Origin of the sequence: Cellulomonas sp. NTE-D12, from assembly GCF_027923705.1 — a bacterium.
Classification (GTDB): Bacteria; Actinomycetota; Actinomycetes; order Actinomycetales; family Cellulomonadaceae; genus Cellulomonas.
Genome location: NZ_AP026442.1, coordinates 245,136 through 270,682 on the forward strand (window position 1 = coordinate 245,136; position 25,547 = coordinate 270,682).

Annotated in this window: 24 protein-coding genes and 1 tRNA gene; 17 read left to right on the plus strand and 8 right to left on the minus strand. The window is 72.0% G+C overall.

Annotated features, from left to right (window positions below):
* Window positions 1–10: 10 nt before the first annotated feature.
* Window positions 11–727 (minus strand): ABC transporter ATP-binding protein, encoded by a 717-nt coding sequence (locus tag QMF98_RS01070; RefSeq protein WP_337974261.1) that lies wholly within the window; start codon window positions 725–727, stop codon window positions 11–13.
* Window positions 724–1,881: an ABC transporter permease gene (locus tag QMF98_RS01075; protein ID WP_337974262.1), complete on the minus strand. Its 1,158-nt coding sequence runs from the start codon at window positions 1,879–1,881 to the stop codon at window positions 724–726. Before QMF98_RS01075 ends, QMF98_RS01070 begins: the two co-directional genes overlap by 4 nt.
* 113 nt (window positions 1,882–1,994) lie before the next feature.
* On the opposite strand from QMF98_RS01075, the gene QMF98_RS16975 reads away from it, so the two are divergent.
* The 12 genes from QMF98_RS16975 to nrdF all read left to right on the plus strand — a co-directional run bounded on the left by QMF98_RS16975 (window position 1,995) and on the right by nrdF (window position 15,709).
* Window positions 1,995–3,242, plus strand: coding sequence for an AAA family ATPase (locus QMF98_RS16975; RefSeq protein WP_348773388.1), 1,248 nt, complete (start codon window positions 1,995–1,997; stop codon window positions 3,240–3,242).
* Between the two features lie 40 nt (window positions 3,243–3,282).
* Window positions 3,283–4,302, plus strand: coding sequence for a zinc-dependent alcohol dehydrogenase family protein (locus QMF98_RS01090; protein WP_337974263.1), 1,020 nt, complete (start codon window positions 3,283–3,285; stop codon window positions 4,300–4,302).
* Window positions 4,303–4,346: 44 nt separating this feature from the next.
* Window positions 4,347–4,745: a (R)-mandelonitrile lyase gene (locus QMF98_RS01095; RefSeq protein WP_337974264.1), complete on the plus strand. Its 399-nt coding sequence runs from the start codon at window positions 4,347–4,349 to the stop codon at window positions 4,743–4,745.
* Window positions 4,746–4,930: 185 nt separating this feature from the next.
* Complete coding sequence (dnaK, locus tag QMF98_RS01100) at window positions 4,931–6,808, plus strand: molecular chaperone DnaK (RefSeq protein ID WP_337974265.1); 1,878 nt, start codon at window positions 4,931–4,933, stop codon at window positions 6,806–6,808.
* On the plus strand, window positions 6,808–7,455 hold the full coding sequence (locus QMF98_RS01105) for a nucleotide exchange factor GrpE (RefSeq protein ID WP_337974266.1): 648 nt from the start codon (window positions 6,808–6,810) through the stop codon (window positions 7,453–7,455). The genes dnaK and QMF98_RS01105 overlap by 1 nt, the downstream gene beginning before the upstream one ends.
* A 58-nt stretch (window positions 7,456–7,513) precedes the next feature.
* Window positions 7,514–8,497, plus strand: coding sequence for a DnaJ C-terminal domain-containing protein (locus QMF98_RS01110; RefSeq protein WP_337974267.1), 984 nt, complete (start codon window positions 7,514–7,516; stop codon window positions 8,495–8,497).
* A 38-nt stretch (window positions 8,498–8,535) separates the two neighbouring features.
* Entirely contained in the window at window positions 8,536–8,970 is a 435-nt protein-coding gene (locus tag QMF98_RS01115; RefSeq protein WP_337974268.1) for a heat shock protein transcriptional repressor HspR, read from the plus strand.
* 401 nt (window positions 8,971–9,371) lie between these two features.
* Window positions 9,372–11,273 (plus strand): AAA family ATPase, encoded by a 1,902-nt coding sequence (locus QMF98_RS01120; protein WP_337974269.1) that lies wholly within the window; start codon window positions 9,372–9,374, stop codon window positions 11,271–11,273.
* A 443-nt stretch (window positions 11,274–11,716) separates the two neighbouring features.
* Window positions 11,717–11,962 carry a glutaredoxin-like protein NrdH gene (gene nrdH, locus QMF98_RS01125; RefSeq protein ID WP_291760899.1) on the plus strand — a complete coding sequence of 82 codons (246 nt, stop codon included), beginning with the start codon at window positions 11,717–11,719 and terminating at the stop codon, window positions 11,960–11,962.
* A 198-nt stretch (window positions 11,963–12,160) separates the two neighbouring features.
* Window positions 12,161–12,577 carry a class Ib ribonucleoside-diphosphate reductase assembly flavoprotein NrdI gene (gene nrdI, locus QMF98_RS01130; protein WP_263732056.1) on the plus strand — a complete coding sequence of 139 codons (417 nt, stop codon included), beginning with the start codon at window positions 12,161–12,163 and terminating at the stop codon, window positions 12,575–12,577.
* On the plus strand, window positions 12,547–14,694 hold the full coding sequence (nrdE, locus tag QMF98_RS01135) for a class 1b ribonucleoside-diphosphate reductase subunit alpha (RefSeq protein WP_337974270.1): 2,148 nt from the start codon (window positions 12,547–12,549) through the stop codon (window positions 14,692–14,694). Before nrdI ends, nrdE begins: the two co-directional genes overlap by 31 nt.
* A 37-nt stretch (window positions 14,695–14,731) precedes the next feature.
* Window positions 14,732–15,709 (plus strand): class 1b ribonucleoside-diphosphate reductase subunit beta, encoded by a 978-nt coding sequence (nrdF, locus tag QMF98_RS01140; protein ID WP_291760907.1) that lies wholly within the window; start codon window positions 14,732–14,734, stop codon window positions 15,707–15,709.
* Between the two features lie 78 nt (window positions 15,710–15,787).
* Here nrdF and QMF98_RS01145 read toward each other — a convergent pair whose 3' ends face one another.
* From QMF98_RS01145 to QMF98_RS01155, 3 genes are all read right to left on the minus strand, one after another.
* Entirely contained in the window at window positions 15,788–16,951 is a 1,164-nt protein-coding gene (locus QMF98_RS01145; RefSeq protein ID WP_348773389.1) for a methyl-accepting chemotaxis protein, read from the minus strand.
* A 139-nt stretch (window positions 16,952–17,090) separates the two neighbouring features.
* Window positions 17,091–17,921 carry a phosphotransferase gene (locus QMF98_RS01150; RefSeq protein WP_337974271.1) on the minus strand — a complete coding sequence of 277 codons (831 nt, stop codon included), beginning with the start codon at window positions 17,919–17,921 and terminating at the stop codon, window positions 17,091–17,093.
* 137 nt (window positions 17,922–18,058) lie between these two features.
* Window positions 18,059–18,877, minus strand: coding sequence for a hypothetical protein (locus QMF98_RS01155; RefSeq protein ID WP_337974272.1), 819 nt, complete (start codon window positions 18,875–18,877; stop codon window positions 18,059–18,061).
* Between the two features lie 123 nt (window positions 18,878–19,000).
* Between QMF98_RS01155 and QMF98_RS01160 the strand changes: the two genes are divergently transcribed.
* Window positions 19,001–21,337, plus strand: a complete 2,337-nt coding sequence (locus QMF98_RS01160) for a sigma-70 family RNA polymerase sigma factor (protein WP_337974273.1) — start codon at window positions 19,001–19,003, stop codon at window positions 21,335–21,337.
* Between the two features lie 57 nt (window positions 21,338–21,394).
* Here QMF98_RS01160 and QMF98_RS01165 read toward each other — a convergent pair whose 3' ends face one another.
* Window positions 21,395–21,658 carry a hypothetical protein gene (locus QMF98_RS01165; RefSeq protein ID WP_263732285.1) on the minus strand — a complete coding sequence of 88 codons (264 nt, stop codon included), beginning with the start codon at window positions 21,656–21,658 and terminating at the stop codon, window positions 21,395–21,397.
* 295 nt (window positions 21,659–21,953) lie between these two features.
* Entirely contained in the window at window positions 21,954–22,589 is a 636-nt protein-coding gene (upp, locus tag QMF98_RS01170; RefSeq protein WP_263732284.1) for a uracil phosphoribosyltransferase, read from the minus strand.
* A gap of 31 nt (window positions 22,590–22,620) precedes the next feature.
* On the opposite strand from upp, the gene QMF98_RS01175 reads away from it, so the two are divergent.
* Entirely contained in the window at window positions 22,621–23,121 is a 501-nt protein-coding gene (locus QMF98_RS01175) for a nucleoside deaminase (protein WP_490715632.1), read from the plus strand.
* 7 nt (window positions 23,122–23,128) lie between these two features.
* Here the strand turns inward: QMF98_RS01175 and QMF98_RS01180 are convergent, their stop codons facing one another.
* Entirely contained in the window at window positions 23,129–23,983 is an 855-nt protein-coding gene (locus QMF98_RS01180; RefSeq protein ID WP_337974274.1) for a Sir2 family NAD-dependent protein deacetylase, read from the minus strand.
* 100 nt (window positions 23,984–24,083) lie between these two features.
* Between QMF98_RS01180 and QMF98_RS01185 the strand changes: the two genes are divergently transcribed.
* The 3 genes from QMF98_RS01185 (at window position 24,084) to QMF98_RS01195 (ending at window position 25,546) form a co-directional block, all read left to right on the plus strand.
* Window positions 24,084–24,173: transfer RNA gene (locus QMF98_RS01185), tRNA-Ser, on the plus strand.
* Window positions 24,174–24,582: 409 nt separating this feature from the next.
* Window positions 24,583–24,948 carry a hypothetical protein gene (locus QMF98_RS01190; protein WP_337974275.1) on the plus strand — a complete coding sequence of 122 codons (366 nt, stop codon included), beginning with the start codon at window positions 24,583–24,585 and terminating at the stop codon, window positions 24,946–24,948.
* Window positions 24,949–25,096: 148 nt separating this feature from the next.
* Window positions 25,097–25,546: a MarR family winged helix-turn-helix transcriptional regulator gene (locus QMF98_RS01195; RefSeq protein WP_337974276.1), complete on the plus strand. Its 450-nt coding sequence runs from the start codon at window positions 25,097–25,099 to the stop codon at window positions 25,544–25,546.
* Window position 25,547 lies beyond the last annotated feature (1 nt).

Here is a 25,547-nt window from a genome sequence, read left to right on the forward strand (position 1 = left end):
CGCCCGGGTGTCACGCCGGCAGCAGCCGCCCGTCCTCCATGCTCAGCACCCGGTGGCAGTGGTGCAGCACGTCGTGGTCGTGGGTGACCATCACGGTCGCCACCGACGCGCCCTCGGTCCGCTCGCGCAGCAGCGCCACCACGTCCTGGCTCCGGGCCCGGTCCAGGGCTGAGGTCGGCTCGTCGACCAGCAGCAACGACGGGTGCGTGGCCAGCGCCCGGGCGATGCCGACGCGCTGACGCTCGCCGCCGGACAGCTCGTGCGGGCGGCGGTCCGCCTTGTGCGCCATGCCCACCTCGTCCAGGGCGGCGGTGACGTCGAAGGGGCCGTCTCCGCCGCGCAGCCGGTGCACCAGCCGCAGCTGGTCGGAGACCGTGAGCGCCGGCACCAGGTTGCCGGACTGGAACACGAACCCGATCTCCTCCAGGCGGAAGCGCGCTCGGCGTCGGGAGCTCAGCGAGGCGAGGTCGTGCCCGTGCACGGTCGCTGTGCCGGACGTCGGGCTGGTCAGCGCCCCGGCGACGGCCAGCAGGCTCGACTTGCCCGCGCCGGACGGGCCGACGACGGCGACCAGCTCGCCCGGCCGCACGACGAGGTCGACGGAGTCCAGCGCGCGCACGGTCCGGTCACCGTCGCCGAGCTCGAGGCTGACGCCGGACATGACCAGGCCGGTGCGGGACGCGTCGGTGGCGTCCGCCGGCGGGGTGGGGAGGGTGGACGTGGTCATCGCTGGCCTCCGAGCGCGGTGAGGGGGTCGATCCGGGCGATGCGGAGCACGGCCAGGCCCGCGCCGACCAGGCCCAGCGTGATCATCAGGGCGGCCGCGCCGGCGACGGGTGCCGCCTCGAGGGCGAAGGGCACGCCGTCCGGGATCAGGGCGCCGAGGCCCAGTCCCAGCCCGGCGCCGACGGCGGTGAACGTCACCAGCAGCACGGCGGCCTGGGTCAGCCCGTCCCGCAGCAGGAACCCGGTGGGGGCGCCGACGGCGCGCAGCACCGCCAGCTCGTGCTGCCGCTGCACCGTCCACACGGTGAAGAACGCCCCGATCACCAGGGCGGCGATCACGTAGAGGAAAGCGGTGATCATGCTGATCGTCGTCGTCTCCGCCGTGTAGCCGGGGGAGCTGGCGAAGGTGGCCTGCAGCGAGCGGGTGGTGGTGTCGGCCGCCTGGTCACCGGCTGCGACGTCGATGCCCGACGCGGCCAGCGTCGACCCGGCGTCGCTGCGCAGTGCGACGACGCTCGCGGTGTCCAGGGCGTCCGCGGCGATCGCGGCGGCCGTCGGGGCGCCGGGTGCGGACCGTCCCGAGGCGATGTACTGCCACGTGCGCAAGGGCAGATAACCGACGTCGACGTGACCGAAGGTGTCCTGCTGCGCGGTGAACCCGACCACTCGCAGCGTGGTGCCGACCCGGTCCAGGGTGAGCAGGTCGCCGACGCGGACGCCGGTCTTGCGGGCGGTGGCCGAGAGGACCACGTCACCCGGGTCGGTCAGCGCGGGGCGGCCGTCCACCTTCGGGGCCAGGAACGAGTCCGGCGCGACGCCGAACAGCGTCAGGTCCACCGGCGTGGCGTCGGCCTTGCGCGTGTTGACGATGGACACGCCCAGCAGCTGCGCATCGGCGACGTGCGGGCGGCCCGCCCACGCCGCACGCTGCTTCTCGTCGACCACCGACTGCGAGAACGCGTTGTCGGTCTTGGTGCCGGCCGAGAACGCCATCGCGGTCACCGGCAGGTTCTTCAGGCCGGACACGCCGTCGTTCACCAGGCCGCTGGACAGGCCGGACAGCATCACGGTGAGCAGCGCGAGGAGGCCGATCACCAGGCCGACCAGGAGGAAGCGGCTGCGTTGGAAGGCCAGTGCGCGCAGAGCGAGGAACATCAGGCTCCTTGACGACGGGATCTTGCCGACGACGTGTCGGCAACATGCCAACAGTACGTCGACAAGTTGGGGAGCATCAAACCCAGGATGGATCCACGACGTCAGGAGATGACATGACGCGCGCCGCAGTGCCGACGCCGGGCGGGCGTGCGCGCGTGGTGCTGACGTGCGGGCCGGCCGGCTCCGGCAAGACCACGCACGCCCGCAGGCTCGAGGAGTCGGGTTACGTGCGGCTCTCGTTCGACGAGGAGGCCTGGCGGCTGGGCCACCGGGATCACCCGTTGTCCGCGGCGGCCGCCGCCCAGGTCCACGCGGTGATCCAGGAGCGGCTGGTCCGCCTGGTCGGGCAGGGTCGAGACGTCGTCGTCGACACGTCGTTCTGGTCCCGCGCGTCCCGCGACGCCTACCGCGCGCTGGTCGCGCCCCTCGCCGTCACGCCCGTGACCCACTACCTGGCCACGCCGGAGACGGAGGTCCTGGCCCGGCTCACCGACCGCGCGGGCGCCGGTCCGCACGACGTCACGGTGCCGCCCGACCTGGCCCGCGCCTACCTCGACGGCTTCGAGGTGCCGACGGCGGCTGAGGGTCCGCTCGTCGTGGTCCGGCCGACTGACGGCGCGGCCGCATCCTCCGCTGCGGCGGCGCCGCGATCGGCCGACAATGGCCGGCGGCGCTCACCACGGAGCGCCGTGAAGGGGAGAACGATGTCCACGACCATCAGCAAGCACGGCCACGCCTGCATCCGCCTCGAGAAGGACGGGCACGTGCTGGTCCTCGACCCGGGCGCGTTCAGCGACCCCGCCGCGCTCGAGGGCGCCGGCGCGGTGCTGGTCACCCACGAGCACGTCGACCACGTGGTGCCGGACAGGCTGGCGGCGGCGCTCGCGGCCGCACCCGACCTGCAGGTGTGGGCCCCCGGCGTGGTGGTGGACCAGCTGGTCGCCGCCGGCGCACCGGCCGACCGCCTGCACGCCGTCACCGAGGGTGACACGTTCACCGCGGCGGGGTTCGCGGTCGAGGCCGTGGGCAACCGGCACGCGGTGATCCACCCGTCCATCCCCGTGGTCGCCAACGCGGCCTACCTGGTGGACGGCGTCGTGCTGCACCCAGGCGACTCGTTCACCCCGCCGCCCGCCGGGGTGCACGTCGAGGTGCTGCTGCTGCCGGTCAGCGCGCCCTGGATGAAGCTCAGCGAGGCCGCCGACTACCTGCAGTCCGTCGCGCCGCGCATCGCCGTGCCGATCCACGACGCGATCCTCAGCGACGCCGGCCTGGGACTCGTCGACCGCGTGATCCCGCAGGTCACCGCGGGTGTAGCGGAGTACCGCCGCCTCGGTGCCGGCGACACGCTCACGGTCTGACACCGCACCGAAGAGCACCCGAGAGAGAGGTTCCAGCAGCATGCGCGCTGTCGTCATGTACGCCCCCGGCGACGTCCGGGTCGACCAGACCGAGCGGCCGACGATCGTCGAGTCGACCGACGCGATCATCAAGCTCGCCGCCACCTGCATCTGCGGGTCGGACCTGTGGCCGTACCGCGGCATCGACAAGGTCGACCACCAGGCGATGGGTCACGAGTACGTCGGCACGGTGGAGGAGGTCGGGTCCGCCGTCACGAACGTCAAGGTCGGGGACTTCGTCGTCGGCTCGTTCTTCTCCTCGGACAACACGTGCGAGATCTGCCGGTCCGGCTACCAGACGCACTGCGTGCACCGCGGCCCCGGTGCCGTGCCGGGCGCGCAGGCCGACTACGCGCGGATCCCGAACGCGGACGGCACCCTGGTGGCCACCCCCGGCCAGCCGACGCCCGACCTGATCCCCTCCCTGCTCGCAGCGTCGGACGTGCTGGGCACCGGCTGGTTCGCCGCCGTCGCGGCCGAGGTCGGTCCGGGGAAGACCGTGGCGGTGGTCGGTGACGGGGCCGTCGGCCTGCTGGGCGTGCTGGCCGCCAAGCAGCTGGGCGCCGACCGGATCATCGCGATGTCCCAGCACGCCGACCGGCAGGAGCTGGCCCGGCGGTTCGGCGCCACCGACATCGTCGAGGAGCGCGGTGACGCCGGGGTGGCGCGCATCAAGGAGCTCACCGGTGGCCTCGGGGCGCACAGCACCATCGAGGCGGTCGGCACCCAGGAGTCGATGATGCAGGCGATCCGGTCCACCCGGGCCGGTGGGCACGTCGGCTACGTCGGCGTCTCGCACGACGTCTCGCTGCCCGGCCAGCAGCTGTTCATGTCCGGCGTGCACCTGCACGGCGGCCCGGCGCCCGTGCGCCGGTTCCTGCCCGAGCTCATCCGGCTCATCTGGGACCGCACCATCGACCCGGGGGCGGTGTTCGACGTGACCCTGCCGATCGAGCAGGCGGCCGAGGGCTACCGGGCGATGGACGAGCGGCGCGCCATCAAGGTGCTGCTCACGGTCTGAGCCGCCGACGACGGCCGCACCCACCAACCGAAAGGACGGGCAGCATGAGGTTCACCCGCAGCGGCGGCTCGACGGGCGCCGGTCCCGCGGACTGGTTCACCGGCACCGTCTTCATGGAGGCCATCCGCAACCCCGACGAGCAGTCGGCCGTCGGCGCGACGCACGTCCGGTTCGCGCCGGGGGCCCGGACCGCCTGGCACCGCCACCCCAAGGGTCAGACGCTCTACGTCACCGACGGGATCGGCTGGGTCGGCACCCGGGACGGCCAGGTCCAGGAGATCCGCCCGGGCGACGTCGTGTACATCGAGCCGGGCGAGGAGCACTGGCACGGGGCGACGGCCGAGCGGTTCATGGCGCACGTCGCCGTGCAGGAGGCGGACGACGACGGCCAGGTGGTCACGTGGCTCGAGCACGTGAGCGACGAGGAGTACCGCCGGGCGTGACCGGAGCCGCCGGGATCCGGGAACACCGAACGCCTCCCGAGAGTTGAGCCCATCAGACTCAAGTTGACCCGACCGGGCTTGCACGACGAGGACGGCCGCCGCAGACTTGAGCCGGTTCGACTCAAGACTTCGGCTCCATCACGGCATCCCGGCAGCATCCGGCAAGGCAAGGAAGGCACACAGACATGGCACGAGCAGTCGGCATCGACCTCGGCACCACCAACTCGGTGGTCGCGACGCTGGAAGGCGGCGAGCCCACGGTCATCGCCAACGCGGAGGGGTCGCGCACGACGCCGTCCGTCGTGGCGTTCTCCAAGACCGGTGAGGTCCTGGTGGGCGAGATCGCCAAGCGCCAGGCCGTCACCAACGTCGACCGCACCATCACCTCCGTCAAGCGCCACATGGGCACCGACTGGAGCGTGGCGATCGACGACAAGAAGTACACGCCGCAGGAGATCAGCGCCCGGATCCTGGGCAAGCTCAAGCGCGACGCCGAGGCCTACCTCGGCGAGACCATCACGGACGCGGTCATCACCGTCCCGGCATACTTCAACGACGCCCAGCGGCAGGCCACCAAGGACGCCGGCACCATCGCCGGCCTCAACGTGCTGCGCATCATCAACGAGCCCACCGCCGCCGCCCTGGCCTACGGCCTGGAGCGCGGCAAGGAGGACGAGCTGATCCTCGTCTTCGACCTGGGCGGTGGCACGTTCGACGTGTCCCTGCTGGAGGTCGGCAAGGACGACGACGGCTTCTCCACGATCGAGGTCCGCGCCACCTCCGGCGACAACCACCTGGGCGGTGACGACTGGGACAACCGGATCGTCGAGCACCTGGTCACCGAGGTGAAGAACACCACCGGTGTGGACCTCGGCAAGGACAAGATCGCGCTGCAGCGCCTCCGCGAGGCGTCCGAGCAGGCCAAGAAGGAGCTGTCGTCCGCGACCAGCACCAACATCTCGCTGCAGTACCTCTCGATGAGCGAGAACGGTCCGGTGCACCTGGACACCAAGCTCACCCGCGCGCAGTTCCAGCAGATGACGCAGGACCTGCTGGACCGCACCAAGAAGCCGTTCAACGACGTCATCCGCGACGCCGGCATCAAGGTCGGCGACATCGACCACGTGGTGCTCGTCGGCGGCTCCACCCGCATGCCCGCGGTCACCGAGGTGGTCACGCAGCTCACCGGCGGCAAGGAGCCCAACAAGGGCGTCAACCCGGACGAGGTCGTGGCCGTCGGCGCCGCGCTGCAGGCCGGTGTCATCAAGGGCGACCGTAAGGACGTCCTGCTCATCGACGTCACCCCGCTGAGCCTCGGCATCGAGACCAAGGGCGGCGTGATGACCAAGCTGATCGAGCGCAACACGGCCATCCCCACCAAGCGGTCCGAGATCTTCTCGACGGCGGAGGACAACCAGCCGTCGGTGCTGATCCAGGTGTTCCAGGGCGAGCGCGAGTTCGCCCGGGACAACAAGCCGCTCGGCACCTTCGAGCTGACCGGCATCGCGCCGGCCCCGCGCGGCATCCCGCAGATCGAGGTGACCTTCGACATCGACGCGAACGGCATCGTGCACGTGTCCGCCAAGGACCGCGGCACGGGCAAGGAGCAGTCGATGACGATCACCGGCGGCTCGGCCCTCCCCAAGGAGGACATCGACCGCATGGTCAAGGACGCCGAGGCGCACGCCGCGGAGGACAAGCGCCGCCGCGAGGAGGCCGAGACCCGCAACTCCGCCGAGCAGCTCGCCTACTCCACGGAGAAGCTGCTCAAGGACAACGCGGACAAGCTGTCCGACGACGTCAAGACGCAGGTGGAGACGGCCGTGGCCGACGTGCGCAAGGCGCTCGACGGCACCGACCTCGACGCGGTGAAGACCGCGCACTCCGCCCTGCTGGCCGCCGGCCAGAAGATCGGTGAGGCGGTGTACGCCAACCAGGGCGCCGCCGAGCAGGCTGCGGCCTCCGGTGCTGCCGGCGCCGGGGCGGGCTCGGCCGGCACGTCGTCCTCCGACGAGGACGTGGTGGACGCCGAGATCGTCGACGACGAGGACAGCACCAAGTGATGGCTGCCCACGACAGCACGGGCGAGGGCGCCCCTCGGTTCACCGACAAGCGTCGGATCGACCCCGAGACGTTCGAGGTGCGTCAGCCCGGCGCCTCGTCGGGCTCTGCCGGCCAGGGCCCGACGCCCGACGAGGCCGTGCTCGGTGCCGCCGAGCAGGCCGTCGCGGACGCGAGCCACCAGCTGGCCGCCGAGACCCTGGAGGAGGCGGAGCGACTGGCCGCCGAGCGGTTCGAGGAGCTGCAGCGCGCGCAGGCGGACTACTACAACCTCGACCAGCGCTACTCCGCCTACGTCAAGCGGTCCAAGGCCGAGGTCCTGGCCGCGCACGGGCAGGGCGTCGCGGCGCTCGCCGAGGCGCTGATCCCGGTGCTGGACGACGTGGAGCTGGCGCGCCAGCACGGCGACCTCACCGGCCCGTTCGCCTCGATCGCCGAGAAGCTGGAGTCGACCCTGCAGCGGTTCGGCATCGAGCGGTACGGCGAGGCCGGCGAGACGTTCGACCCGAACGTCCACGAGGCGCTGATGCATGCGCACTCGGCGGAGGTGTCCGCCCCGACCGTGCAGATGGTGCTCCAGCCGGGCTACCGCACGGCCGACCGGGTGCTGCGCGCGGCGCGCGTGGCCGTGGTGGAGCCGGAGGCCTGACAATCCTGCTGCGCACCGGCATGCACGCAGGCGCGACGACGACGAGGAGGGAGGCACCGTGACCGGCCAGGACTGGCTCGAGAAGGACTTCTACGCCGTGCTCGGTGTCCCCAAGGACGCCGACGCCGCGACCATCAAGAAGGCCTACCGCAAGCTTGCGCGGCAGCTGCACCCGGACCACAACCCGGGGGACGCCACCGCCGAGGCCAAGTTCAAGGACATCGGCGAGGCGTACGCCGTCCTCTCGGACACCGAGCAGCGTCAGCAGTACGACCAGCTGCGCGCGATGGCCGGCGGTGCCCGGTTCACCGCGCCCGGCGGTGCCCGTGGCGGCGCCGCCGGGTTCGAGGACCTGTTCGGCGGCATGTTCGGCGCCGGCGGCCAGGGCGGCACCCGCGTCCGCTACTCCACCGGTGGTGGCGGCGGCTTCGAGGACATCCTCGGTGGGCTCTTCGGCGGTGGCGGTGGTGGGTTCACCCAGCAGCGCGGGCCGCAGCCGGGCATCGACCTGACGGCCACCACCACGCTGCCGTTCCGTACGGCAGCCGAGGGCTCGACGGTGTCGCTGTCCGTCGAGGGCCGCACGGTCACAGCCCGCATCCCGGCAGGGGTGCGCGACGGCCAGAAGATCCGGCTGCGCGGCAAGGGCCGACCGGGTGAGCGCGGCGCCGAGCCGGGCGACCTGGTCATCACCGTCTCGGTGACGCCGCACCCGGTGTTCTCCGCGGAGGGCGACAACCTTCGCGTGACCGTGCCGGTCTCGTTCGACGAGGCGGCGCTGGGCGCGACGGTCGAGGTGCCGACGCTCGACGGCTCCACCGTCCGGGTCAAGGTGCCGGCCGGCACCCCGTCGGGCCGCACCCTGCGCGTCAAGGGCAAGGGCATCCACACCGCCAAGGCCACGGGCGACCTGCTGGTCACCGTTCAGGTCGCGGTGCCGCAGCGACTCTCGGGTGCTGCCAAGGAGGCCGTCGAGGCATTCGCCAAGGCGACGGCGGACCAGGACGTGCGGGCCGACCTGATGGCTCAGGCGCGAACGTAGGCCCGGACGCGGGGAGCGGACGTGAGGAGGTGAGGGGTGTGGACGACGACGCCAAGGTGTTCGTGATCTCCGTCGCGGCGCGATTGGCCGGCATGCACCCCCAGACCCTGCGCCAGTACGACCGCCTGGGCCTGGTCCAGCCGGGCCGCACCACCGGCCGCGGCCGCCGCTACTCCCGCCGGGACATCACGATGCTGCGCGAGGTGCAGCGGCTCTCGCACGACGAGGGCGTCAACCTGGCCGGCATCAAGCGCATCCTCGAGCTCGAGGAGGAGCTGGAGGCCTCGCGCCGGCAGGTCGAGTTCCTCCGCACCCTGCTGAACCCGGGCCGCCGTATCTTCACCGCCGACCCGACGGGCAACGTGGTCGCCGACCGCCGCCCGCCGTTCACCACCGAGACCGAGCCCCGCCGCACCCCCCGCTGGGTCCCGCGCCAGCTCCTCGCCGGCCCGAGCTCCTCTCGCCGCAGCTAGTTCCGAGCACCGCCGCCGGCAGCAGCAACTGCGGCTGCCCCCAGGCGCGCTGCGGCTGCCCTCGCGCGCCCTGCGGCTGGCCCACGTGCCCTGCTGGCTGCACCACGCCCGTCGTCCGTCCGCCCACTGCGCCCGCCGTCCAGCCGCTCAGGGCGTCAGCCCGCCGACCACTGGCCGGACCGATCGTGCTGGCTGCGTGACGCGCTCGCACCGCCCGGAGCGCGTTGTCCGACCTGCTCTTCTGCTCGCGTACGCCCGGTGCACGTACACCGGGCGTACAGCGGGAAACATGTAGGCCAATGTCCGAGTTGTCGGAATCCCGAGCCCGTTCGACCATGGTGGTTCGCCACCCCGTCGTCGTCGCACGCCCATCGAGGTGCGGCTCGAGGAAAGGGCCCACCGTGTCCGAGATCGCGCCCCAGACCGTGCTCGAGACCGCCTCCGAGGCCGTGCCCGCACCGGTACCCCGTCGGCCCGCGCTGCACGACGTCGCGCTCGACAGGGAGCGGATGCGGCGCCGGCGGCTGCTGCGGCTGACCGTCGCGCTGGCCGCCGTGGAGCTGTGGGTGGTGCTCCGGTCGCTGGCCGGCGCCCCGGTGCTGCCGCCGATGCCGCACCTCGACCCGCTGGTGATGGTGCCGGTGCTGTTCTTCGTCGTGCTGATCCTCATGGTGGTCGGCACGCAGGTGGGCGCCAGCCGGTCGCCGCACGTCGTCTACCGGCCGGAGCAGGTGGACGTGACGCTGGACGACGTGATCGGCATCGACCCGATCATCGAGGACGTGCGCCGGTCCATCGACCTGTTCTGGACGCACCGGCGGTTCGCCGACCAGATGGGCGGCACGCCGCGGCGCGGCCTGCTGTTCGAGGGCCCTCCGGGAACGGGCAAGACGATGACGGCCAAGGCGATGGCCGCCGAGGCAGGGGTGCCGTTCCTGTTCGTCTCGGCGACCAGCTTCCAGTCGATGTACTACGGCGCCACGGCGCGCAAGATCCGCTCGTACTTCCGGGCGCTGCGCAAGGCGGCCCGCACCGAGGGCGGTGCGATCGGGTTCATCGAGGAGATCGACGCGATCGCGATGCGCCGGGGTGGCCTGTTCGGGTCGGTGGCGACGGAGCAGTCCGGCACGCTGCCCGGCACGCTGCCAGGAGCAGGCGGCACCGTCCGCCACGCGATCATCAGCGAGGGCACCGGCGGCGTGGTCAACGAGCTGCTGGTGCAGATGCAGTCGTTCGACGAGCCGGTGGGCGGCGAGCGCCTGATGGGCCGGCTGCTCGACGCGGTGAACCTGCTGCTGCCGTCGGACCGGCGGCTGCGCCGTCGTCGGCCTCGTCGGGCGCCCATCCTGCTGATCGCCGCCACCAACCGCGCCGACTCGCTCGACCCGGCCCTGCTGCGCCCCGGTCGCTTCGACCGCCGGCTGACCTTCCCGACGCCCGACGCGCACGGCCGCCGGGCCCTCGTCGACCACTTCCTCGCCCGTCGGGCTCACGAGCCCGAGCTGGACGACCCGACGCTGCGGGACCGCGTCGCGGCCGCCACCAACGGGTGGACGCCGGTGATGGTGGAGCACCTGCTGGACGAGGCCCTGGTCAACGCCCTGCGCCGGGGTGCCGAGACGATGAGCTTCGCCGACGTGGAGCACGCCCGCATCACCGAGCTGGTGGGCATCGGCCACCCCGTGACGTACACGCCGGCCGAGCAGCAGCTGATCGCCACCCACGAGGCGGGGCACGCCGTCACCGCCTGGCTGGTGGCGCCCCGTCGCAACCTCGAGGTGCTGACCATCGTCAAGCGCGGCGCCGCGCTCGGCATGCTCGCGCACGACGACTGCGAGGAGGTCTACACGCAGTCGCACGACGACCTGTCCGCCCTGGTGCAGATCGCGATGGGCGGCTGGGTGGCGGAGGAGCTCTTCTTCGGCGGCACCACGACGGGGCCGGCCTCCGACCTGGCGGCCGCGACGCGCACCGCCGCCCAGATGGTCGGCGCCGCCGGCATGACGGGGTCGCTGGTGTCGCTGGCCGCCACCGGCAAGGACGTCGTCGAGGCGGTGCTGGCCGACTCGCGGGCCCGGGACCGGCTGGAGCAGGTGCTCGACGAAGCCCGCAGCACGGTCCGCCGCCTGCTGGCCGGCAACCGCGACCTGGTCGAGGCGCTGCGCGACGCGCTGCTGGAGCGGCACGAGCTGATCGGCGACCAGATCACGGACGTGCTCGAGGCGGCCCGCGCCGCCCGCGAGGGCCAGTCACCGGCCCCGCACGCCCAGCCGGCCGCTGCGGGGCACCTGCGCATCGCCTGACCCGCGGGACCGGCGGGTGAATCCGGCACCGTCCCGCGGGCGGCCCGGGGATGGTGCGCGCCGGTGTCGGTGTTGAGCCCTGTGGACGGAGTGTGGGCGGCTGCGCGGCCCCGCGGGGACTGCTGTGGACGGCGTGTGGACGACGCGCCGAGACCCTGGGGACGGCGCCTCGAGCGGGTCCCCCGTTCGCCGCGAACGCCCTGGCCAGCGGCCCGTGTCGGTGGTCGTCCGTAGGATTGCCTCACCATGCACAGGGTGAAAAACGACACGGCTGTAACACAAGCCCTTGTGGCTGGTGGCAAGCCGGACCACTAGGTGTAGTGTCGGCATCCGACGCACGGCGTACCGCTCCAGCGGGTCGCCCGCCGACGTCGGGGCGCTCGGCAGCACGTGCCGGGAGCGACGAGACGAAGCAGAGCAGCAGGATCACTGGGGAGCCACGGATGACGATCACGGTCTACAGCAAGCCGTCGTGCGTGCAGTGCAGCGCCACCTACCGCGCCCTGGACAAGCTCGGCTACGACTACACGGTGGTCGACATCAGCGAGGACGCGGACGCCCGCGACTACGTGATGTCCCTCGGTCACCTGCAGGCCCCGGTCGTCATGGCCGGCGGCGAGCACTGGTCGGGCTACCGCCCGGACCGCATCAAGGCGCTCGCAGAGCGCATGGCGACTGCCGTCGCCTGACGAGGCTCGGCGAGCGCCGGCCCCGAGCCGGAGCGCTCGTCCGACGGACGCCCCGGGCCGGCGCTGGACCACACCGTGCCGGCCCGGAGGGCACCGTCCCCGCTGATCCGGGGACGCGCTGATCACAACTGGACCGCCGGGCATCCGTGTCCCCGGCGGCGGCGCGACCGCAGGTCGGAACCGGGGAGGGGGTGCGCCATGGGCTCGTTGGTGTACTTCTCGTCGGTCTCCGAGAACACCCGTCGGTTCGTCGACAAGGTGGGCCTCGCGGCGGAGCGCATCCCGTTGCGGCCCACCGACGGGTTCCTGCACGTGCAGGAGCCCTATGTGCTCGTCGTCCCCACCTACGGGGGCGGCAACGAGGGCGGGGCGGTGCCCCGCCAGGTGGTCAAGTTCCTCAACGACGAGGGCAACCGTGCGCTGATCCGCGGCGTGATCGCGGCCGGCAACACGAACTTCGGCTCGGCCTACTGCAAGGCGGGGAAGGTCGTCGCCGCCAAGTGCGACGTCCCCTACCTGTACGGGTTCGAGCTCATGGGAACAGCAGAGGACGTGACTCGCGTCCGCGAAGGATTGGGGCGGTTTTGGCAGCGACGGCGACAGATTCCCGCGTGAGCGCGACGGGGCTGGACTACCACGCCCTGAACGCGATGCTCAACCTGTACGACGCGGACGGGAAGATCCAGTTCGACAAGGACCGTGAGGCGGCTCGGGAGTACTTCCTGCAGCACGTCAACCAGAACACGGTGTTCTTCCACGACCTGGACGAGAAGCTCGACTACCTCGTCGAGAACAAGTACTACGACCCGGCGGTGCTGGCGAAGTACGACCGCGCCTTCCTCAAGACGTTGTTCGAGTACGCCTACTCCAAGAAGTTCCGGTTCTCCACGTTCCTCGGCGCGTTCAAGTACTACACGTCGTACACGCTGAAGACGTTCGACGGGAAGCGCTACCTCGAGCGGTTCGAGGACCGCGTCTGCATGGTCGCCCTCGCCCTGGCCGACGGTGACACCGACTTCGCGGTGTCCCTGGTCGACGAGATGGTGTCGGGCCGGTTCCAGCCGGCGACGCCGACGTTCCTCAACCTCGGCAAGGCGCAGCGCGGCGAGCCCGTCAGCTGCTTCCTGCTGCGCATCGAGGACAACATGGAGTCCATCGCGCGCGGCATCAACTCCGCGCTGCAGCTGTCCAAGCGGGGCGGCGGCGTGGCGCTGCTGCTGAGCAACATCCGCGAGCACGGCGCGCCGATCAAGCACATCGAGAACCAGAGCTCCGGCGTCATCCCCGTGATGAAGCTGCTCGAGGACTCGTTCAGCTACGCCAACCAGCTCGGCGCCCGCCAGGGCGCCGGTGCGGTGTACCTGCACGCGCACCACCCGGACATCTACCGGTTCCTGGACACCAAGCGGGAGAACGCGGACGAGAAGGTCCGCATCAAGACCCTCTCCCTGGGTGTGGTCATCCCGGACATCACGTTCGAGCTGGCCCGCAAGAACGAGCCGATGTACCTGTTCTCCCCGTACGACGTGGAGCGCGTGTACGGCGTGCCGTTCGCGGACATCAATGTGACCGAGAAGTACCACGAGATGGTCGACGACGCGCGGATCCGCAAGTCCAAGATCAGCGCCCGTGAGTTCTTCCAGCGCCTCGCGGAGATCCAGTTCGAGTCGGGCTACCCGTACATCGTGTTCGAGGACACGGTGAACAAGGCGAACCCGATCAAGGGCAAGATCACCATGTCCAACCTCTGCTCGGAGATCCTGCAGGTCTCCACGCCCTCGGAGTACAACGAGGACCTCTCGTACAAGACGGTGGGCAAGGACATCTCCTGCAACCTGGGCTCGCTGAACATCGCGCTGACCATGGACTCGCCGGACCTCGGCAAGACCGTGGAGACGGCGATCCGGGCGCTGACCGCGGTGTCGGACCAGACCGACATCGAGTCCGTCCCGTCCGTGAAGAAGGGCAACGCCGGCGGCCACGCCATCGGCCTCGGGCAGATGAACCTGCACGGGTACCTGGCGCGCGAGCGGATCTTCTACGGGTCCCCAGAGGGTCTCGACTTCACCAACATCTACTTCTACACGGTCGCCTACCACGCGATCCGCGCGTCCAACCAGCTCGCGATCGAGCGGGGGAGCGCGTTCGAGGGGTTCGCCGACTCGAAGTACGCGTCCGGTGAGTACTTCACCAAGTACGTCGAGAAGGAGTGGGCGCCGCGGACCGAGCGGGTCGCCGCGCTGTTCGCCGACGCCGGCATCCACATCCCGACGCAGGACGACTGGCGGGCACTGGCCGCGTCGGTCGCCGAGCACGGGCTGTACAACCAGAACCTGCAGGCGGTGCCGCCGACCGGCTCGATCAGCTACATCAACCACTCGACCAGCTCGATCCACCCGATCGCCAGCAAGATCGAGATCCGCAAGGAAGGCAAGATCGGCCGCGTCTACTACCCGGCGCCGTTCATGACGAACGACAACCTGGAGTACTACCAGGATGCGTACGAGATCGGTCCCGAGAAGATCATCGACACCTACGCCGAGGCCACCCAGCACGTGGACCAGGGCCTGTCGCTGACCCTGTTCTTCAAGGACACGGCCACCACCCGCGACCTGAACAAGGCGCAGATCTACGCCTGGCGCAAGGGCATCAAGACGATCTACTACGTCCGTCTGCGCCAGCTGGCGCTGGAGGGCACCGAGGTGGACGGCTGCGTCAGCTGCATGCTGTGACGCGGACGCCCTTCACGACGAACGACGAGGAAGCACGATGACCCCCCCGAAGCTCAAGCTCATCGACCGCGTCCAGGCGATCAACTGGAACCGTCTCGAGGACGACAAGGACGCCGAGGTCTGGGACCGCCTCACCGGCAACTTCTGGCTGCCGGAGAAGGTCCCGGTGTCCAACGACATCCAGAGCTGGGCCACGCTGACCGAGGCCGAGAAGACGATGACCACCCGCGTGTTCACCGGCCTCACGCTGCTGGACACCATCCAGGGCACGGTCGGCGCCGTCAGCCTGATCCCGGATGCGCTGACCCCGCACGAGGAGGCCGTCTACACGAACATCGCGTTCATGGAGTCGGTGCACGCGAAGAGCTACTCGTCCATCTTCTCCACGCTGATCTCCACGCCGGAGATCGACGAGGCGTTCCGGTGGAGCGAGGAGAACGCGAACCTGCAGCGCAAGGCCGAGATCGTGCTGCAGTACTACCGGGGTGACGAGCCGCTCAAGCGCAAGGTCGCGAGCACCATGCTCGAGTCGTTCCTGTTCTACTCGGGGTTCTACGCCCCGATGTACTGGGCGTCGCGCGCCAAGCTGACCAACACGGCCGACCTGATCCGCCTGATCATCCGTGACGAGGCCGTGCACGGGTACTACATCGGCTACAAGTACCAGAAGGGCCTCGAGCAGGTCACCGAGGCCGAGCGGGCCGCGCTCAAGGAGTACACGTTCGAGCTGCTCTTCGAGCTGTACGAGAACGAGGTCGAGTACACGCAGGACCTGTACGACGAGCTCGGCCTGACCGAGGACGTGAAGAAGTTCCTCCGGTACAACGGCAACAAGGCGCTGATGAACCTCGGCTACGAGGCGCTGTTCCCGCGCGACGAGACCGACGTCAACCCGTCGATCCTCTCCGCCCTGTCCCCGAACGCCGACGAGAACCACGACTTCTTCTCCGGCTCCGGCTCGTCCTACGTCATCGGCAAGGCCGTGACCACGCAGGACGAGGACTGGGAGTTCTGACCTCGAGCTCCCTCTCTGCACCTCGCTGAGGCCGGCGCCCCCCTGCGGCGCCGGCCTCAGTGCTGTCGTCCGAGGCGGTCAGACGGTGAAGTGGCCGACGAGGTCCTTCAGCTCGACGGACATCCGGGCCAGCTCGGCGACGGACACCTGCGACTCGGCGACCCCCTGGGTGGTCACCGCGGCCGCGTCGGCCACCCCGGAGATGGTCGCCGCGATCTCGCCCGCGCCGGTGGCGGCCTTGGTGACGCCTCGGTTGATCTCGTTGGTGGTGGCGGTCTGCTCCTCGACGGCCGCCGCGATGGTGGTCTGGTAGTCGTTGATCGCGCCGATCACCGACGTGATCTGACCGATGGCGGCGACCGCACCGTCGGTGTCGCCCTGGATCGCCTCGACGCGGCGGGCGATGTCCTCGGTGGCCTTGGCCGTCTCCCGAGCGAGGTCCTTGACCTCCCCTGCGACCACCGCGAACCCCTTGCCGGCCTCACCGGCGCGGGCCGCCTCGATGGTGGCGTTCAGCGCCAGCAGGTTGGTCTGCTCCGCGATCGAGGTGATCAGTTTGACGACGTTGCCGATCTCCCGGCTCGACTCGCCGAGCCGCGACACCGTGGCCGTCGCCTCCGCAGCGGCCGACACCGCCTGGGCTGCGACCCGTGCCGCTTCGGTGGCGTTCTGCGCGATCTCGCGGATCGAGGCACCCATCTGCTCGGCGCCGGCGGCGACCGCCTGCACGTTCTGCGACACCTCGCCCGCCGAGCTCGACACCACCCCAGCCTGCGCGGCCGTCTCCTCGGCGGCCGACGCGATCTGCTGGCTCGAGGCGGCCATCTGCTCGGTGGCGCTGGCGAGCGACGCCGAGGAGGCGTCGATGGTGCCGAGCGTCGTCCGTAGCGTCCCCACCGCCTGGTCGAGCGCATGGCCCATCTGCCCCACCTCGTCGTGCGAGGTCAGAGCTGCGGTGACCGTCAGGTCGCCGTGCTCGAGCGCGGTGGACACCGCACGCACGCGCCCGATGCCCCGGACGATGCCGCGCGCCACCAGCAGGCCGAGCGCCACCGCGGCGGTCAGCCCGGCACCGAGCGCCACGACCATCAGCAGCCGGCTGTTCCGGTACTCCGTGGTGACCCCCGCCGCGGCCGCCTTCGCGGCCGCCTTCGACTGGTCCACCAGGCCGTGACGTCGCGCGGCCCATCGGCGGGAGGCAGCACCGTCTGAGTGGCTCGCGTGGGCCAGCTGGGTCGCCATGCATCCGATCGGGTGGCGAACTCGCCCGCCGCTCGCGCCACGCAGGACGATGGTCCCAGCGCCCAGCGCCCAGCGCCCAGCGCCCAGCGCCCAGCGCCCAGCGCCCAGCGCCCAGCGCCCAGCTCGGCGCCGCGCGGCGTCAGTCGCGGGTGACGTTCTCCATGGACCGGACCAGCCCGACGGCCTCGCCCAGCAGCTCCCGCTCGCCGGCCACCAGCGCCGGGTCGTTGGCACGCACGTGCGCGGCCTCGGCCAGCACGGGCCGCACGTCCAGGTGCGTACCGGCCAGGAATGCCGCGAGCAGCACCCGCGCGGCCTCGGAGTACTCGCCGCCGGCGTCGACGGCCACCTCGGCGAGGATCAGGGCGCTGAGCGCCACGTCGAGCTCCGCGGTGCCGGTCCGTGCGTTCGCCCAGTCGACCAGCATCGGACCGTGGGCCTCGGACAGCACGATGTTGCCCGGGTGCAGGTCGAGGTGGACCACCACGTCACCACCGGAGACGTGCGGCCAGTCGGTGGGCGACGACGGCGCCCAGGCGGGCGGCGCGGGGATCCGGTGCAGCTTGCTGTGCAGGTCGGTCATGATGTGCGCGCCCTCGTGCAGCGACGTCACCCCGGCGGCGAGCGCCTGCAGCAGCGTGGGTCCGTGCAGGCGCTCGAGCACCAGGTCGGGACCGCCGACGTGCACCGCCTTGGGTACCGGGAAGCCGTGCGCGAGCGCGTACCGCATCAGCTCGGCCTCCGGACCGGCGTCACGGCCGGAGCGGTATCGGCGCAGCACCTGGGTCTCGGAGATGGCGTACACGTCCGCCGAGAAGCCGGCAGTCAGCAGGGGTCCGGGTCCCTCCGCGGCGGCGTGCGGCGTTCCCGGGTCCTCGGCAGGAGCGGGGACGGCGGCGGCGGACGCACCCGGGTCCCGCGCGGCGTCCGGTGCCGCGGGGTCGCTCGGGGCGAGGCCGGCGGGGGTCATACGAAGAAGGTAGGCGCTGATCCCGAGATTGTCTCGTGATCGGGAAAACTCGCCCATGACCTGCGACGCGACCGGGCATGGACAGGACGTGGGCTGTTCTTGACCTGCGTTGACCCGAACGGGTCAACGCACCGGCGTCACCGGTCCCGCCGGGTCAGCCGCGTCAGCAGCGCCTCCGCGCCGGACCTGGTCGGCGGCAGCGCATGCGTCGTCACCCGCAGCGGCAACCGGGTGGCGACGCGCACGTCGACGTCGCAGCAGCGGCGGGCGATCTCGGCCCGCAGGGCGGTGATGCGGTCCGCCGGGTCCTCGTCGTGCAGGCCGACGACGACGAAGACGCCGCCGCCCAGGCTGGCCATCGGCCACCCGGGCCCGAACGCCGCGTCGAGGGAGGCGCCCATCGCCGCGGACCGTGCCGCCCGCAGGAAGCCGGACACCTCCCCGGCCGCCACGTCGATCACCGTCAGCGAGCCCGGGCTGCCCTCGGCACGGGCATACGCCTCGGTCAGCCGCAGGTGCAGGTACTGCTGCGTGGGCAGGCCCGTCTCGGCGTCCACGCTGGTGCTCGCCGCGAACGCGCCCGCCTGCTCGTCCGTCCACCCGTCGCACAACGCGCGGACCACGGCCATCGGCGGCTGGTGCGCGCCCATGCTGCTGTACAGGCAGCTCAGGTCGTCGAGCGCCTCGCCCAGGCCGATTCCGTCGTACGACCGCGCCCGGCCCAGCTCCTGCGCCGGGGTCGTCGGGTCACCGCCGGTCAGCACCGCCTCGGCCAGGGCGTCCACCGCGGGGTGGTACCAGTCGGAGGGCCGCAACCACACGGAGGCCAGGCTGCTGCGCCGCCACTGGTCACGCAGTCCGTCCGGCACAGGGTCGGAGCGGTGCCGCGGGTCGCGCGAGCCGTCTCCGGGAAGGCCGTCGGAGAGGAAGGCCTGTGGGCCCATGTCCGTCGTCACGCCGGAAGAGAGGGTTCAGCCGGTTCGTCGTGATGCCGATGGAGCGGGCGAAACGTGATTCACCCGGATGGCGGACCCTGTGGCACCCTAGGTGTGGCAGATACCGGACGAATCGGAGCGCTCGTGAGCGCCACGGTAGGGGTCGGGTCGGACCTGCGGTCCGATGCCGATCTGATCGCTGCCTCCCGTACGCGGGACGCGGCCGCCTTCGGCGCGCTCTACGAACGGCACGCGGGGGCCGCGCTGGTGGTCGCCCGCCAGCACACCGACTCCGCCGCGGACGCCGAGGACGTGGTGGCGGACGCGTTCACCGCTGTCTGGGGCGCCCTGCAGCGCGGGTCGGGACCCACCGAGGCGTTCCGCGCCTACCTGTTCACCGTCGTCCGCCGGGTCGCCGCGGTGCGTCGTGACGCGGGTCGCCGAACGCAGGCGACGGACGACGTCGCCGTGCTCGAGGCGGGTGCGCTGCCGGAGGCGGACGCCGCCGAACCGGCGCTGGCGGGGCTCGAGCGCGGGCTGGTCGCCCGGGCCTTCGCCTCGCTGCCTGAGCGGTGGCAGGCCGTGCTGTGGCACAGCGAGGTCGAAGGGCTGCAGCCGGCGCAGATCGCGCCGCTGCTGGGTCTGACGGCCAACAGCACCGCCGCGCTGGCGTACCGGGCCCGGGAGGGTCTGCGCCAGGCGTACCTGCAGCAGCACCTGAACGAGCCGCTCTCCGAGGCCTGCCGTGCGGTGTCCGGCAAGCTCGGCGGGTACGTGCGGGGCGGCCTCGGCGCGCGGGACACCAAGGCGGTGGAGGCGCACCTCGACGAGTGCGGCCGGTGCCGTGGCCTGGTGCTGGAGCTGGGCGACGTCAGCCACGGCATGCGCGGCGTCGTGGCTCCGCTGGTGCTGGGTCTTGCGGGGCTCGGGGCGCTGGGGCACGCGCTGCCGATCGGCGGCGGTCTGGCGGCCGGGGTGGCGAGCCTGACGGCGGGCCCGACGGGCGCGGCGGCCGGTGGTGGCGCCGGTGCCGGTGCTGCGGCGGGCGGTGCCGGGGGTGCCGGTGCGGGCGGTGCGGCGGGTGGAGCTGCCGCGGGCGAGCTGGCGGGTGCCGGCGGGGCCGGCGGGATGGGCGCGGCCGGTGCGGCGACAGCGGGTGCGCTGACGACGGGTGCCGCGGGCGTCGGCGGTGCGCTCGCCGGCGTGGGCGGTCTGCTGGCCGGCATCCCGACGGCGCTGGTCGCCGGGATCGCGGCGGTGGCGGTGGTGGCGGCCGGCGTGGTCGGCGCCGTCCAGCTGCTCTCGTCCGACTCGTCCGGCAAGGGCACGGCCGTCTCGACGACGGCGTCGCCGTCGACCGATCTGACGGGCAGCACCGGGTCGGGCGGCTCGGGGGCGTCGGACGGTTCGGCGGCGACGGGGAGCACTCCCGCGGCGTCCTCCGACCCGACCTCGACCGCCGCGGCCGGCACCGGGATCGCCGACCTGGTCGCGGGCTCGTCGGGCGGCTCGACCAGCTCCAGCGGCTCGACCACCTCGAGCACGACGACGTCCGACAGCTCGGGCACGTCCGGCACGACGGACCCCGGCACGGGTCCGACGCCGACCACCGGCCCGGCACCCACCACCAGCCCGGCACCCACCACCAGCCCTGCGCCCACCACCAACCCGGCACCGACGCCGGCGCTGCTCAGCGTCCAAGGTCCGGCCGGCTTCACGCTGACGGCCGGCACCACGGGGGCGCTGGCGGTCGACGTGGTGAACACCGGCGGCTCGACGGCGACCGGTCTCGTGGCGACCGTGGCTCTGCCGGCCGGTGTGTCGCTGGCGGGTGTGGACACCGGCGCCCTGTCGCCCGTCACCGGTCGGTTCGCACCCCTGGCCGCCGTGGGCTGGCTGTGCGGAACCGCCGGCGGTGCCGTCGAGTGCAACCTCCAGCAGCTTCCTGGTCAGACGCAGCTGCGGCTGACGCTCACCGTCCAGGTCGACGAGGGGTACGGCGCCGGCGACGGCTCTCTCGCGTGGTCGGTCAGCGGCGCCGGCCTGACGACGGCCTCTCGGAGCGTCCCGCTGCACGTCGCTCCGTCGCCTGCGCACCTGGTGGCCGCCGGCCCGGTCGCCGACCTGTGGCTGGTCACGGGCCGCACCGCCGAGGTAGCGGTGCCGCTGCGGAACGCGGGCGGGACGGCGACGACGGCGGCCGCGCCTGCGGTGGTGGACGTCCTGCTGCCGTCGGGCGTCGCCTACAGCTCGGTGGCCGCCCCGTGGACGTGCACCCGGACCCCGGCCGGCGGCGGCACCACCGCCGTGCACTGCACCGACCCGAGTCTCGGGGCGCGAGCCGGCACCACGCTGTGGCTCGCCCTCCAGGGCAACAAGCCGGGCATCGGCGCCGTCTCGATGCAGCTCGGCCCTAGTGCGGGACACCCGGTCGGCGTGCTGGGCTTCCGCTACGTCGTCGTGACCCCGTCGAACGCATAGCCCGCGCCGACCTCGCGGGCTCGCTTCGCTGACGCCGAGCCGCCCTGGTGCCCGGCCCTACCGGGTGCCGAGCGACAGGGTCGTGTAGGTCGCGGCCGCCGGCAGCAGCTCCTCGGCCATCTCCCGCAGCAGCTCGGCCACCTCGGCAAGCTCCGTCCCGCTGACGGCCGCCGACTCCTCGGACAGCAGCACGTGCAGCACCAGGCCGCGACGCGCCTCGGGGGCCGGCGGCTCTGTGGCGGGATCCGGCACGGCGCGCAGGGCGCGGAGCACCCGGGAGGTCGGCTGCTCGGGTGCGGACGGACGGGGGTGCGCGGACATGAGGGGTCTCCGGGGTGGGGTGAGGGTGGACGGGTGCGCGGTCAGCGCGAACACGTCTGCCAGCACGTCGATCGACGTACCGGAGCGGTACGTCGATAACGAGCCACCGGAGTCATGGGTCGATGCTCACACGGGCGCGCGGCCCCGACCAAGGGATATGCGCGGGAGTCTCAGGCAGCGGGCGTGACGGTGGTCACGTCAACGCGCACCTCAGCGCGGTGCAGACGCGGCGACGGCGACCGTTCGAGGGGTCGCAGCCAGGTGACGACGCTGCGGGAGCGCCGTCGCGGCGGCGTCAGACGATGCCGTACAGGCGGTCGCCGGCGTCGCCCAGACCCGGCACGATGTACGCCTTCTCGTTCAACCGCTCGTCGACGGCCGCGACCACCACCTGCACGTCGGCGCGGTCGCCGACGTACTTCTCCACGGTGGCGAGCCCCTCGGGGGCCGCGATCAGGCAGACGGCCGTCACGTCGAGCGCACCGCGGTCGAACACGTACTGCATCGAGGCGACCAGGGTGCCGCCGGTGGCGAGCATCGGGTCGAGCAGGAACACCTGCCGGCCCGAGAGGTCCTCCGGCAGCCGGTTGGCGTACGTGATCGCCTCGAGGGTCTGCTCGTCGCGGCGCAGGCCGAGGAACCCGACCTCGGCGGTGGGCAGCAGCCGCGTCATGCCCTCGAGCATGCCGAGTCCGGCGCGCAGGATCGGGATGACGATCGGCCGGGGGTCGGCCAGCTTGGTGGCCGTGGTGCGCGCGACCGGCGTGGTGATCTCCACCTGCTCGGTGTGCACGTCCCGTGTCGCCTCGTACGCCAGGAGGGTCACCAGCTCGTCCACCAGCAGGCGGAACGTGGGCGACGGGGTCGCCTGGTCCCGCAGGATCGACAGCTTGTGGGCGACGAGCGGGTGGTCGGCGACGTGCAGGCGCATAGCCCAAGCCTAGGGGCGTCGCTGGGGCAGGATGACGGGCATGACGTCCCCCGAGGCCGGGCGGCCGGTGCAGCCGGTGGATGCGTGGGCGATGGGGATCGCGCTCGACGAGGCACGGCGGGCGGTGCTGACCGGGGACGTGCCGGTGGGCGCCGTGGTGGTCGCACCGGGGGCGCACGTGGTCGGCTGGGGCCACAACCTCCGGGAGGACGAGCAGGACCCGACGGCGCACGCCGAGGTGGTGGCCCTGCGGGACGCCGCGGCGAACCTGGGGCGGTGGCGGCTGGACGACTGCACGCTCGTCGTCACCCTGGAGCCGTGCCTGATGTGCGCGGGGGCGGCGATCCTGGCGCGCGTGCAGCGCGTGGTGTTCGGCGCGTGGGACCCCAAGGCGGGGGCGGTCGGGTCGCAGTGGGACGTGCTGCGGGACCGGCGCGCGATGCACCACGTGGAGGTGGTGGGCGGCGTGCGGGCGGAGGAGTCGGCGGTGCTGCTGCAGCGGTTCTTCGAGGTGCAGCGCACGCCGGAGTGATCGGCCGTCAGCGCATCGGGAGCCGGCGGGCAAGCTCGGCCAGTGTCTCCGAGGTGCCCGCGTGCAGCGTGACGGCGGCGTAGCGGTCGCCGCGGGTCTCGCCGCGGTTGACGACGGCGATCGGCTTGGCCGCCGCGGCGGCGTGCCGCACGAACCGCAGGCCCGACTGCACGGCGAGCGACGAGCCGGCGACCAGCATCGCGTCCGCCTCGTCGACCAGGGCGAACGCCCGCTCCACCCGCTCGCGCGGCACCGTCTCGCCGAAGTAGACGATGTCCGGCTTGAGGATGCCGCCGCACGGGTCGGGGCCACCCTCGGGGTCCGGCGCCCAGCAGTCGGCGACGACGAAGTGCTCGGTCTGCTGCACCACCGCGTCGGCATCGGGCGCGATCTCGACGTCGGCCACCTCGGTGACGCTCTCGACGAAGCCGGGGTTGAGCTGGTCGAGCCGGTCCGCCACCTGCTGGCGCGTGTACCGGGTGCCGCAGCGCAGGCAGACGACGCGGTCGTAGCTGCCGTGCAGGTCGATCACCGTCTGCGAGCCGGCCTGGCGGTGCAGCAGGTCGACGTTCTGGGTAATGACGCCGGCGACGATCCCGCGCCGCTCGAGGTCCACGAGCGCGCGGTGACCGGCGTTCGGCTCGGTGCGGTGCACGTGCCGCCAGCCCACCTGGTTCCGCGCCCAGTAGTGCCGCCGGAACCGTGGGTCGCCGACGAACTGCTGGTACGTCATCGGGTTGCGCGGCGGGGAGTCGGGACCGCGGTAGTCGGGGATGCCCGAGTCGGTGGACACGCCCGCGCCGGTCAGCACCACCAGGCGGTGGCCGGCCAGCACGTCGATCAGCTCGGTGAGGGTGGCCATGGCGTCCACGGTAGGTCGGCTGCCGGGGTGCCGTGCGGGGCGTGCGGGCTGGTCGGGGGCCGATTCGGTGGCAGGCGGCGGCTCGGGTACCCTCGACCCCGGTAGCGTGTCCGAGCGGCCAAAGGAGCACGCCTCGAAAGCGTGTGTGGGTGAAAGTCCACCGTGGGTTCGAATCCCACCGCTACCGCCAGCCAGCCAGGCCAGCAGTTGAAGGGCCCCACCTGCAGTGATCTGCGGATGTGGGGCCCTTCGTCGTTCGTCTTCCCCACCGCCAAGTCGACTACCTCGGCGACGTGGCGACCGCGCGACCACCGCGGTGAAGGACATCAACCGCGACATCCGCCGTAGGACGTGTTCTGACACCTGTGGCGCTCGGCGCGCCGGGGGCGCTGGAGGCTTCGTTGCATGGACTGGATGCCACACTCGGCGCCGTGAACCGGCGCGGCTGGAGATGGGTCGCACCCGAGAACTGGCCTCTGCCACCGGATGGATGGGCTCCAGACGCCGGTTGGCAGCCCGATCCCTCGTGGCCGCCGCCGCCGCCGGGGCACGCATTCTGGAGACGATCTGGGCGGGTCCGGTTACGGGTCGCTCTGACCGTGCTCGCCTGCTTCGTCCCGGTGGCTGCACTCGGAACGTTGATCGGATTGACGAGCGTCCTTGGCGACTGCGGCTTCGATCCTCCTCCCGGCGATGTCGGGTCGGTGACTTTGACGAATGATCTGACCCGGGCGATCTCGTTCCAGACGTGCCTGAACGCGCAATGCACCCGACGCGATGACGTCGGCAGCAGTGGGCCGATCGCGCCGGGCGCGAGCCTTGAGCGGAACCATGAGCTGTGCAGTGAGGAGTCGGTAGGCGTCCTCGACCGGAACGGTCGCCTGCTCGGGTGTGTTGTGCTGCCGGCCGAGGACCCGGCGACGGTGACCCGCTTCTATGCCTCGGCGTCGAACCCCTGCCGCTAGCGTGCACGTGGGCGCTTCTCGCGGCGCACACCGGCTGGCGCACGACTCCAGCTAACCAAGACCACCCCGGCTTCTCACCGCTCTGGATGTGCATCTGCGCCAGCGCACATCAGTTGCGCACAACTAGATCGCGCGCAATGCTATGTCCATGACGGCGCTCGACCAGATGGTGTGCTTCTCGCTGTACTCGGCGAGCCGCGCCACGACGCAGGCCTACCGGCGCCTGCTGGAGCGGTGGGGGCTCACCTACCCGCAGTACCTGGTGCTGGTCGAACTGTGGACGCAGGGGCCGCGGTCCGTGCGGCAGCTCGGGGACGACCTGGCCCTCGACTCCGGCACCCTCTCGCCGCTGCTGCGCCGCATGGAGACGGCCGGCATCGTCACCCGCTCGCGGGACCAGGCCGACGGCCGCGTCGTCACCGTCGACCTCACCGACCGCGGGCACGAGCTGCGCACGGAGATGGCCGACGTGCCGGCGCAGGTGGCGCAGTGCATGAGCCTGACCGTCGAGTCCGCCCGCGAGCTGCTCGACTCCCTGCACCGGCTGACCGGCAGCGTGCAGGCCTCCAACGCGGATGCGGCCACGGTCGCGTCCTGAA